We start from the raw sequence: 11632 nt of genomic DNA on the forward strand, positions 1-11632 counted from the left end.
GGTCTCCCCATGCGAGAGTAGGGAACTGCCAGGCATTAATTAAGTGAAGAGGCCATCCTGAGGGATGGCCTTTTTGCGTTTATGCGTCCGGGCGCAGCCGGATGTCGGCTGCGCCTTATCCGGCCTACGTATGAACCAGATTCAATAACGGATACGGTCTGCCAAGATCGTCTACCTCTGAACGTCCTGTCACTTTAAATCCCATCTTTTTGTAGAACCCAACCGCTTGTTCATTCTGTTCGTTAACGTTGGTTGTTAACTCGGGGGCCAGCGTAAACGCATGCTCAACCAGCAATTTCCCTACGCCGCAGCCACGAACGTCGGGATCGACAAACAGGGCATCCATGTGCTGCCCGGTCAGCAGCATAAACGCGACGGGCTCATCCTGCTCTGTCACTGCCACCCATAACGGCGCTTCTGGTAAAAAAGAACGCACCAGCTCTTCCAGCTCGCTCCGATAGGATGCAGACAGGAAATGGTGCGTAGCATCAACGGAACGACACCAGATAGCAATCAGTTTTTCCCCTTCATCTTGCCGCGATCGGCGAATGCTAATAACCATATTATCTCCTTTTCTTTGTGCTTATATTCTATCGTAAACACCGCCGTGAAACTTTCTCACCTTCAACATGCAGGCTCGACATTAGAAGAATTTCTGGGTATCTTCAGCTATCTGGATGTCTAAACGTTTAAACGTATGTAGTGAGGTTATCAGGTTATGCCAATTCGCGTGCTGGACGAGCTACCCGCCGTCAATTTCTTACGTGAGGAAAACGTCTTTGTTATGACGACATCCCGCGCTTCTGGCCAGGAAATTCGTCCGCTGAAGGTGCTTATCCTCAACCTGATGCCGAAGAAGATCGAAACGGAAAACCAGTTCCTGCGCCTGTTGTCAAACTCACCGCTTCAGGTCGATGTTCAGCTCTTGCGGATTGATGCCCGTGAATCGCGTAATACACCGGCAGAGCATCTGAACAACTTCTACTGTAACTTCGAGGATATCTGCGATCAGAATTTCGATGGGCTGATTGTCACCGGCGCACCTCTGGGCCTGGTGGAGTTTAATGATGTTGCGTATTGGCCGCAGATTAAGCAGGTGCTGGAGTGGGCAAAAGATCACGTCACCTCAACGCTGTTTGTCTGTTGGGCGGTACAGGCCGCGCTTAATATTCTCTATGGCATTCCGAAGCAAACCCGCACAGATAAACTTTCCGGCGTCTACGAACATCACATCCTTCATCCTCATGCTTTACTGACTCGTGGTTTTGATGATTCATTCCTTGCTCCGCACTCACGCTATGCCGACTTCCCGGCGGCGCTGATTCGGGACTATACCGACCTTGAGATCCTCGCGGAAACCGAAGATGGAGATGCCTACCTGTTCGCCAGCAAAGATAAACGAATCGCGTTTGTAACCGGTCACCCGGAGTACGATGCCCATACGCTGGCCAGTGAATATTTCCGGGATGTTGAAGCAGGTTTAAGTCCGAATGTACCGTACAACTATTTCCCGAAAAACGATCCGCAAAACAAACCTCGCGCGACCTGGCGCAGCCACGGTAATTTGCTGTTTACCAACTGGCTCAACTATTACGTCTACCAGATCACGCCATATGATCTGCGTCACATGAATCCAACGCTGGATTAATCTTCTGTAGCGCACGATCCTAAAGCGTTTCAGCATGTTGAAACAGGCACCTTCGGGTGCCTTTTTTATTTCTGAAATGCCGCTCATCTTGTAATTAAACTTTATTTTTATTGTTATCAATAAGTTAATTGATAATTAAATTAAAAATGGAAATTGTTTTTGATTTTGGAATTTAATTGAGTAGTCTTAGTTGTGCTGAACGAAAACCACACAACGATCCTTCGTTCGCATTGGGGATGTATTCGGATCAATGACGAGGAGCTGCATAATGAATCAACAGGCAACGACAACCGATGAACTGACCTTTACCAGGCCGCATGGTGAGCAGGAGAAGCAAATTCTGACCGCTGAAGCGGTAGAGTTTCTGACCGAACTGGTGACGCGTTTTACGCCAAAGCGTAACAAACTCCTCGCTGCTCGTATTCAGCAACAGCAGGATATTGATGACGGTAAGTTGCCTGATTTTATTTCGGAAACCGCTTCCATTCGTGAGGGTGACTGGAAAATTCGCGGCATTCCTGACGATTTACAGGATCGTCGCGTGGAAATCACCGGCCCGGTAGAACGTAAAATGGTGATTAACGCGCTGAATGCTAACGTGAAAGTGTTCATGGCCGACTTTGAGGATTCACTGGCGCCGGAGTGGAGCAAAGTGATTGATGGCCAGATCAACCTACGTGATGCGGTGAACGGCACCATCAGCTACACCAACGAAGCCGGGAAAATCTATCAACTCAAGCCGGACCCGGCGTTACTGATTTGTCGCGTACGCGGTTTACACCTGCCGGAAAAACATGTGACCTGGCGTGGCGAAGCCATTCCTGGCAGCCTGTTTGATTTCGCTCTCTACTTTTTCCACAACTATAAAGCGTTGCTGGCAAAAGGCAGCGGTCCGTATTTCTACCTGCCGAAAACTCAGGCCTGGCAGGAAGCCGCCTGGTGGAGCGAAGTCTTCAGCTATGCCGAAGACCGTTTTAATCTGCCGCGCGGCACCATCAAAGCCACCTTGCTGATTGAAACTCTGCCTGCCGTCTTCCAGATGGATGAGATCCTGCACGCGCTGCGTGACCATATTGTTGGTCTTAACTGCGGCCGCTGGGATTACATTTTCAGCTATATCAAAACACTGAAAAATCACCCGGATCGCGTCCTGCCGGACCGTCAGGTGGTGACGATGGATAAACCGTTCCTCAGCGCCTATTCACGGCTGTTGATCAAAACCTGCCACAAGCGCGGCGCATTTGCGATGGGCGGCATGGCGGCGTTTATCCCGAGCAAAGACGCCGAGCGCAACAATCAAGTGCTCAACAAAGTGAAAGCGGACAAAGCGCTGGAAGCCAATAACGGTCATGACGGCACCTGGATCGCGCATCCGGGGCTGGCGGACACCGCGATGACGGTCTTTAACGAGGCGCTGGGCGAAAACCAGAACCAGCTGTTTGTTACCCGTGATGAAGATGCGCCCATTACTGCCGAACAGCTGCTGGCGCCCTGCGAGGGCGATCGTACCGAAGAGGGGATGCGCGCCAATATTCGCGTGGCGGTGCAGTACATCGAAGCATGGATCTCCGGCAATGGCTGCGTACCGATTTATGGCCTGATGGAAGATGCGGCAACGGCTGAAATCTCCCGTACCTCTATCTGGCAATGGATTCATCACGAGAAAACCCTGAGCAACGGCAAACCCGTCACGAAAGCGCTATTCCGCCAGATGCTGGCCGAAGAGATGCTGGTGATCCAGGACGAGCTGGGAGAGCACCGCTTCAGCAGCGGGCGCTTTGATGAAGCCGCGCGCCTGATGGAACAGATCACTACCTCTGATGAACTGATCGATTTCTTGACCCTGCCAGGCTACCGCCTGCTGGCTTAACTCACCACATAACAATATGGAGCATCTGCACATGAAAACCCGTACCCAACAAATCGAAGAGTTACAGAAAGAATGGACGCAACCGCGCTGGGAAGGTATCCGTCGCCCGTATAGCGCGGAGGAAGTGGTGAAATTACGCGGCTCGGTCAACCCGGAATGTACGCTGGCGCAGCTTGGCGCGGCCAAAATGTGGCGTCTGCTGCATGGCGACGCGAAAAAAGGCTACATCAACAGCCTCGGCGCACTGACTGGCGGCCAGGCGTTGCAACAGGCGAAAGCGGGCATTGAGGCGGTCTATCTGTCCGGCTGGCAGGTGGCGGCGGACGCTAACTTGGCCTCCAGCATGTACCCGGATCAATCGCTGTACCCGGCAAACTCTGTTCCGGCGGTCGTGGATCGGATCAACAACACTTTCCGTCGTGCGGATCAGATCCAGTGGGCGTCCGGCATTGAGCCTGGCGATCCGCGCTTTGTCGATTACTTCCTGCCGATCGTTGCCGATGCGGAGGCCGGTTTTGGCGGCGTACTGAACGCGTTTGAACTGATGAAATCGATGATCGAAGCCGGTGCAGCGGCTGTTCACTTCGAAGATCAGCTTGCGTCGGTGAAGAAGTGCGGCCATATGGGCGGCAAAGTTCTGGTGCCGACGCAGGAAGCCATTCAGAAACTGGTGGCTGCGCGTCTGGCGGCTGACGTGATGGGCGTACCGACGTTGCTGATTGCCCGTACCGACGCGGATGCGGCAGATCTGATAACCTCCGACTGCGACGCGTACGACAGTGAATTTATTACCGGCGAACGCACCAGCGAAGGCTTCTTCCGCACGCGTGCCGGTATTGAGCAGGCGATCAGCCGTGGGCTGGCGTATGCGCCTTACGCAGACCTGGTGTGGTGCGAAACCTCCACGCCGGACCTTGAACTGGCGAAGCGCTTTGCCGATGCCATCCATGCGAAATACCCGGGTAAACTGCTGGCCTACAACTGCTCGCCGTCGTTCAACTGGCAGAAGAACCTGGACGATAAAACCATCGCCAGCTTCCAGCAGCAGCTGTCGGACATGGGCTACAAGTACCAGTTCATCACCCTGGCGGGCATCCACAGCATGTGGTTCAACATGTTCGACCTGGCACATTCCTATGCGCAGGGTGAAGGCATGCGCCACTACGTTGAGAAGGTTCAGCAGCCAGAATTTGCGGCGGCCAAAGACGGTTACACCTTCGTGTCCCATCAGCAGGAAGTGGGGACAGGCTACTTCGACAAAGTGACCACCATTATTCAGGGTGGCACCTCCTCAGTGACGGCATTAACGGGTTCTACTGAAGAATCGCAGTTCTGATTCATGCCGGATGGCGCTTACGCTGATCCGGCCTACCCCGAACCGTAGGCCGGATAAGGTGCTTGCTCCGCCATCCGGCAACCGATGAGGACAAACCATGTCGCGTGGCCTGGAATTACTGATTGCTCAAACCATCCTGCAAGGCTTTGACGCGCAGTATGGTCGATTTCTGGAAGTGACTTCCGGCGCGCAGCAGCGCTTTGAACAGGCCGACTGGCATGCCGTGCAGCAGGCGATGAAAAGCCGTATCCACCTCTACGATCATCACGTTGGTCTGGTGGTGGAACAGTTGCGCTGCATTACTGACGGCAAAAGCACCGATGCGGCCTTTTTACTGCGCGTCAAAGAGCATTACACCCGGCTGTTGCCGGATTACCCGCGCTTCGAGATTGCGGAGAGCTTTTTTAACTCCGTCTACTGTCGGTTATTTGACCACCGCTCGCTCACTCCCGAGCGGCTTTTTATCTTTAGCTCCCAGCCTGAACGCCGGTTTCGCACGATCCCGCGCCCGCTGGCGAAAGATTTCTTCCCCGATCACGGCTGGGAACCGCTGTTGACGCGTATTCTCAGCGATCTACCGCTGCGTTTGCCCTGGCAAAACAAAAGCCGTGATATTCATTACATCATTGCTCACCTGACGGAAGCGTTCGGAGCGGAGGCTTTGCACCGCAGCCATTTGCAGGTGGCGAATGAGCTGTTTTATCGCAATAAAGCCGCCTGGCTGGTGGGGAAGTTGCTGACCCCAGCCGGCACGTTGCCGTTTTTGCTGCCGATTCATCGCACCGATGAAGGCGAACTGTTTGTCGATACCTGCCTGACCACCACGGCTGAGGCTAGTATCGTGTTTGGTTTTGCCCGTTCCTACTTCATGGTGTACGCGCCGTTGCCCGCCGCGCTGGTTGAGTGGCTGCGTGAGATCCTGCCAGGTAAAACCACCGCCGAGCTGTACATGGCGATTGGCTGTCAGAAGCATGCGAAAACCGAGAGCTATCGCGAGTATTTACTGTATCTGGCGAACAGCGATGAGCAGTTTATTGAAGCGCCCGGTATTCGCGGCATGGTGATGCTGGTGTTTACGCTGCCGGGCTTTGACCGGGTGTTTAAGATCATCAAGGATACGTTTGCCCCACAAAAGGAGATGTCGGCCGCCCATGTGCGCGCCTGCTATCAACTCGTTAAAGAACACGATCGCGTCGGGCGGATGGCCGATACGCAGGAGTTCGAGAACTTTGTGCTGGAGAAGCGGCGAATCGCGCCAGCGCTGATGACGCTGTTGCGTCAGGAGGCGCCGGAGAAAATCATCGACCTTGGCGATCAGATAGTGATTCGCCATCTCTACATTGAGCGTCGTATGGTGCCGCTGAATATCTGGCTGGAGCAGGTGGAGGGCCAGCAACTGCGTGACGCGATTGAAGAGTACGGCAATGCGATTCGCCAGCTTGCCGCCGCCAACATTTTCCCCGGCGACATGCTGTTTAAAAACTTTGGCGTCACCCGCCACGGGCGCGTGGTGTTCTACGATTACGATGAAATTTGCTACATGACGGAAGTGAATTTCCGCGACATTCCGCAAGCGCGCTACCCGGAAGATGAGCTGGCCAGCGAGCCCTGGTACAGCGTTTCGCCAGGGGATGTTTTCCCGGAAGAGTTTCGCCACTGGCTGTGCGCTGACCCAAGAATTGGGCCGTTATTTGAGGAAATGCACGCCGACCTGTTCCGTGCCGACTACTGGCGGGCGTTACAGACGCGTATCCGCGAAGGACATGTGGAAGATGTTTACGCCTATCGGCGCAAACAGCGGTTTTGCTTCAGATTTGCGGCTTGACGCCCGGTGGCGCTGCGCTTACCGGGCCTACTCGTGACTGTAGGCTGGATAAGGCGCTTGCGCCGCCATCCGGCAAGCCTTGCTTATCTAAACCCGCCGTATGCCAGCGTGACTTCTTTCGCCGCTTTAATCACCATCGCGCCAAACTCGGTGACGCGATCGTCAGTGATGCGGGAAATCGGCCCGGAAATTGAGATCGCGGCAAACGGCTCGCGGTGCTCGTCGTAAATGCACGACGCAACGCAACGCAGGCCAAGCGCGTGCTCTTCATCATCAAAGGAATAACCGCGCTTGCGCGTCTGGGCGAGGTCGTCTTTCAGATGTACCGGCGACACCAGCGTGGCGTGGGTATAGGCATGCAGCCCTTTACGGTGCAGCAGGCCAGTCACCTGCTCTTCGCTGAGTTGCGCCAGAAACGCTTTCCCGGCGCCGGAAGCGTGCATTGGCAGTTTGCCGCCGATGGGCGCAGACATGCGCATCAGCTGTGTGCACTGTACCTGGTCGATAATAATCGCCTGGTGATCGCTCTGATCCAGCACCGCCAGATTGACCGTCTCGCCGGAGTCTTCCATCAGTTTGCGCAGGATAGGATGGACAATCGCCAGCAGATTACGGCTCTGCAAAAAACTGCTGCCGACGATAAACGCATGGGCGCCCACGGCCCAGTGGCCCAGCTCTCCCACCTGTCGCACAAAGCCCTGCTGCTGCATGGTGGTCAACAAACGGTGAGTCGTGGAGTTCGGCAGGCCCGCCTGCTGCGCCAGTTCGGTCAGCGCGACGCTGCCGTTGGATTCGGCAATCCACTCCAGCAGCTTCAGGCCACGGGTCAGCGACTGAACCTGCCCGGTTGCGGGCGCAGTGGCAGCGGCGGGTTTTCTACCGCGTTTCGCGGGGACAGGGGCAACCATGGCGGACTCCTTTTCTGTATCGTGGAAATCATTTTCGTTTTATTAAAATATAATGCAAGAATTCCTGCACTGATCGGAGGAGTGAAGCTGAACATGTCTCATGTTGCCCGTTGTTCTCTTTTCCGCCTGTCGTGTTTATGCCAGTATGGTTTGTTGGCCTTTTTTCGGTCCAGGTTGAGTGTTGTCGGGAGCAAGTCGTGAGCAGCAAAGTTGAACAACTGCGTGCGCAGTTAGATGAACGTATTCTGGTTCTGGATGGTGGCATGGGGACAATGATCCAGAGCTATCGCCTGAGTGAAGAGGATTTTCGCGGCGAGCGTTTTGCTGACTGGCCCTGCGATTTGAAAGGCAACAACGACCTGCTGGTACTCAGCAAGCCGGAGGTGATTACCGCGATTCATCACGCTTACTTTGAGGCGGGTGCGGATATCATCGAAACCAACACGTTTAACTCCACGACGATTGCGATGGCGGATTACCAGATGGAATCCCTGTCGGCGGAAATCAACTTTACCGCTGCGAAACTGGCCCGTGCCTGCGCCGATGAATGGACGGCGCGCACGCCGGAAAAACCGCGCTACGTTGCGGGCGTGCTTGGCCCAACCAACCGCACCGCATCCATCTCGCCGGACGTGAACGACCCGGCGTTTCGTAATATCTCCTTCGATCAGCTGGTCGCGGCCTATCGCGAATCCACCAAAGCGCTGGTGGAAGGTGGGTCAGACCTGATTCTGATTGAAACCGTCTTTGACACGCTGAATGCGAAAGCCGCCGTTTTTGCGGTGAAAGAAGAATTTGAAGCACTGGGCGTCGAGCTGCCGATTATGATCTCCGGCACGATTACCGATGCGTCCGGGCGCACGCTCTCCGGCCAGACTACCGAAGCGTTTTATAACTCGCTGCGCCACGCCGAAGCGCTCACCTTCGGTCTTAACTGCGCGCTGGGGCCGGATGAACTGCGCCAGTATGTGCAGGAACTGGCGCGCATTGCCGAATGCTATGTCACCGCGCACCCGAATGCCGGTCTGCCTAACGCCTTCGGCGAATACGATCTTGATGCTGATACGATGGCGAAGCAGATCCGCGAGTGGGCGGAGTCGGGCTTTCTCAACATTGTCGGCGGCTGCTGTGGGACGACGCCGGAACACATTGCCGCGATGAGCCGCGCGGTTGATGGTTTAGCGCCGCGTAAACTGCCCGATATTCCGGTTGCCTGTCGCCTCTCTGGCCTTGAGCCGTTGAATATTGGCGATGACAGCCTGTTTGTAAACGTGGGTGAGCGTACTAACGTTACCGGTTCCGCTAAATTTAAGCGGCTGATCAAAGAAGAGAAATACAGCGAAGCGCTGGATGTCGCCCGCCAGCAGGTGGAGAGCGGCGCGCAGATTATCGATATCAACATGGATGAGGGGATGCTCGACGCCGAAGTCGCGATGGTGCGCTTCCTCAACCTGATTGCCGGTGAGCCGGATATCGCCCGCGTACCGATCATGATCGACTCCTCAAAATGGGAGGTCATCGAAAAAGGGCTGAAATGCATTCAGGGTAAAGGCATCGTTAACTCCATTTCGATGAAAGAGGGCGTGGAAACCTTTATCCACCATGCGAAGCTGCTGCGTCGCTATGGTGCGGCGGTGGTGGTGATGGCCTTTGATGAACAAGGGCAGGCCGATACCCGCGCGCGTAAGATCGAGATTTGCCGCCGGGCGTACAACATTCTCACCAAAGAGGTGGGTTTCCCGCCGGAAGACATTATCTTTGACCCGAACATTTTTGCCGTAGCGACCGGTATCGACGAGCACAACAACTACGCGCAGGACTTTATCGGCGCCTGTGAAGATATCAAACGCGAACTGCCGCACGCGCTGATCTCCGGCGGCGTCTCTAACGTCTCCTTCTCGTTTCGCGGCAACGACCCGGTGCGCGAAGCGATTCATGCGGTGTTCCTCTACTACGCCATCCGTAACGGCATGGACATGGGGATCGTCAACGCCGGGCAACTGGCGATTTATGACGACCTGCCCGCCGAACTGCGCGACGCGGTGGAAGATGTGATCCTCAATCGCCGCGACGATAGCACCGAGCGTCTGCTGGCGCTGGCGGAAAAATACCGTGGCAGCAAAGCCGATGATTCAGCCAATGCGCAACAGGCGGAATGGCGCAGTTGGGAAGTGAAAAAACGCCTTGAGTATTCGCTGGTAAAAGGCATTACCGAGTTTATCGAACAGGATACCGAAGAAGCCCGTCAGCAGGCGACGCGTCCGATCGAGGTTATCGAAGGGCCGCTGATGGACGGTATGAACGTGGTGGGCGATCTGTTCGGCGAAGGCAAAATGTTCCTGCCGCAGGTGGTGAAATCGGCCCGCGTCATGAAGCAGGCGGTGGCGTATCTGGAACCGTTTATTGAAGCCAGCAAAGAGCAGGGCTCCAGCAACGGTAAAATGGTTATCGCCACCGTGAAGGGCGACGTGCATGACATTGGCAAAAACATTGTTGGTGTCGTTTTACAGTGCAACAACTATGAAATCATCGATCTTGGCGTTATGGTGCCGGCAGAAAAAATCCTCAAAACCGCAAAGGAAGTGAATGCGGATTTGATTGGTCTCTCCGGCCTGATTACCCCGTCGCTGGATGAAATGGTCAACGTGGCGAAGGAGATGGAACGTCAGGGCTTCACCATCCCGCTGCTGATTGGCGGCGCGACCACGTCCAAAGCGCACACGGCGGTGAAGATTGAGCAGAACTACAGCGGCCCGACGGTCTATGTCCAGAACGCCTCGCGTACCGTGGGCGTCGTGGCGGCGTTGCTGTCTGAAACCCAGCACGATGAGTTTGTCGCCCGTACCCGTAAAGAGTATGAAACCGTGCGCATCCAGCATGCGCGTAAGAAACCGCGCACGCCGCCGGTGACGCTGGCCGCCGCGCGTGATAATGACCTGGCATTTGACTGGGAAAGCTATACACCGCCTGTCGCTCATCGTCTGGGCGTGCAGGACGTTGAGGCCAGTATCGAAACGCTGCGCAACTACATCGACTGGACGCCGTTCTTTATGACCTGGTCGCTGGCCGGGAAATATCCGCGCATTCTCGAAGACGAGGTGGTGGGCGAAGAGGCGAAACGCCTGTTTAAAGACGCCAACGACATGCTGGATAAACTGAGTGCCGAGAAGACGCTCAATCCGCGTGGCGTGGTGGGGCTGTTCCCGGCAAACCGTGTGGGTGATGATATCGAAATTTACCGCGATGAGACGCGTACCCATGTGCTGGCGGTCAGCCATCATCTGCGTCAGCAAACGGAGAAGGTGGGTTTCGCCAACTATTGCCTGTCTGACTTTGTTGCGCCGAAACAGAGCGGCAAAGAGGATTACATCGGCGCCTTCGCCGTCACGGGCGGTCTGGAAGAGGATGCGCTGGCAGAGGCATTCGAGGCGCAGCATGATGATTACAACAAGATTATGGTCAAAGCGATCGCCGACCGTCTGGCGGAAGCCTTTGCGGAATACCTGCATGAGCGGGTGCGTAAAGTTTACTGGGGCTATGCGGCGAATGAGAACCTCAGCAACGAGGAGCTGATCCGCGAAAACTATCAGGGGATTCGTCCGGCGCCAGGCTATCCGGCCTGCCCGGAGCACACTGAGAAGGGTACCATCTGGCAACTGCTGGACGTGGAAAAACACACCGGCATGAAGCTGACCGAATCCTACGCCATGTGGCCGGGCGCTTCCGTTTCCGGTTGGTACTTCAGCCATCCTGACAGCAAGTACTACACCGTCGCGCAAATACAGCGCGATCAGGTGGAGGATTATGCGCAGCGTAAAGGAATGACGGTCGCGGAGGTGGAGCGCTGGTTGGCCTCCAACCTGGGCTATGATGCCGACTAGTTCATAAAACTGTCATTTTTCCTTACAACAAACAGGGTGCTCATCGGGCGCCCTGTCTCTTTATTGTTTTGAAACCCTTATACTGGAAGAAGGTTCACGGGGCTGCTTGCCGGATGGCGGCGTAAACGCCTATCCGGCCTATAAATATCCCCGTAAGCCGGATA

The 11632-nt window shown here is 55.2% G+C and carries 7 protein-coding genes; 5 read left to right on the forward strand and 2 right to left on the reverse strand.

Annotated features, from left to right (window positions below; genetic code table 11):
- Nucleotides 1-124: 124 nt before the first annotated feature.
- Nucleotides 125-562: an acetyltransferase gene (locus OGV67_RS18510; protein WP_058668401.1), complete on the reverse strand. Its 438-nt coding sequence runs from the start codon at nucleotides 560-562 to the stop codon at nucleotides 125-127.
- 156 nt (nucleotides 563-718) lie between these two features.
- Here OGV67_RS18510 and metA point away from each other — a divergent pair, with 156 nt between their 5' ends.
- The 4 genes from metA to aceK all read left to right on the forward strand — a co-directional run bounded on the left by metA (nucleotide 719) and on the right by aceK (nucleotide 6679).
- Nucleotides 719-1648 (forward strand): homoserine O-acetyltransferase MetA, encoded by a 930-nt coding sequence (gene metA, locus OGV67_RS18515; protein ID WP_012134677.1) that lies wholly within the window; start codon nucleotides 719-721, stop codon nucleotides 1646-1648.
- A gap of 268 nt (nucleotides 1649-1916) precedes the next feature.
- The gene (aceB, locus tag OGV67_RS18520; protein WP_012134676.1) at nucleotides 1917-3518 is read left to right on the forward strand and encodes a malate synthase A; all 1602 of its coding nucleotides are present in this window, start codon (nucleotides 1917-1919) and stop codon (nucleotides 3516-3518) included.
- 31 nt (nucleotides 3519-3549) lie between these two features.
- Nucleotides 3550-4854, forward strand: coding sequence for an isocitrate lyase (aceA, locus tag OGV67_RS18525; protein ID WP_024130843.1), 1305 nt, complete (start codon nucleotides 3550-3552; stop codon nucleotides 4852-4854).
- A gap of 97 nt (nucleotides 4855-4951) precedes the next feature.
- Nucleotides 4952-6679, forward strand: coding sequence for a bifunctional isocitrate dehydrogenase kinase/phosphatase (gene aceK / locus OGV67_RS18530; RefSeq protein ID WP_115615260.1), 1728 nt, complete (start codon nucleotides 4952-4954; stop codon nucleotides 6677-6679).
- An 83-nt stretch (nucleotides 6680-6762) separates the two neighbouring features.
- On the opposite strand, the gene iclR is transcribed toward aceK, so the two are convergent.
- A complete protein-coding gene (gene iclR, locus OGV67_RS18535; RefSeq protein ID WP_047459716.1) occupies nucleotides 6763-7587 on the reverse strand; it encodes a glyoxylate bypass operon transcriptional repressor IclR in 825 nt (274 codons plus the stop codon).
- A 197-nt stretch (nucleotides 7588-7784) separates the two neighbouring features.
- On the opposite strand from iclR, the gene metH reads away from it, so the two are divergent.
- Nucleotides 7785-11468 (forward strand): methionine synthase, encoded by a 3684-nt coding sequence (gene metH / locus OGV67_RS18540; protein ID WP_024130842.1) that lies wholly within the window; start codon nucleotides 7785-7787, stop codon nucleotides 11466-11468.
- Nucleotides 11469-11632: the final 164 nt, after the last annotated feature.

It is taken from the genome of Citrobacter sp. CK188, from assembly GCF_030333525.1.
GTDB lineage: Bacteria > Pseudomonadota > Gammaproteobacteria > Enterobacterales > Enterobacteriaceae > Citrobacter_B > Citrobacter_B koseri.

Coding starts and splice junctions, on each gene's coding strand:
- OGV67_RS18510 (WP_058668401.1), bottom strand. CDS start 562: ATGGTTATTAGCATTCGCCGATCGCGGCAAGATGAAGGGGAAAAACTG.
- metA (WP_012134677.1), top strand. CDS start 719: ATGCCAATTCGCGTGCTGGACGAGCTACCCGCCGTCAATTTCTTACGT.
- aceB (WP_012134676.1), top strand. CDS start 1,917: ATGAATCAACAGGCAACGACAACCGATGAACTGACCTTTACCAGGCCG.
- aceA (WP_024130843.1), top strand. CDS start 3,550: ATGAAAACCCGTACCCAACAAATCGAAGAGTTACAGAAAGAATGGACG.
- aceK (WP_115615260.1), top strand. CDS start 4,952: ATGTCGCGTGGCCTGGAATTACTGATTGCTCAAACCATCCTGCAAGGC.
- iclR (WP_047459716.1), bottom strand. CDS start 7,587: ATGGTTGCCCCTGTCCCCGCGAAACGCGGTAGAAAACCCGCCGCTGCC.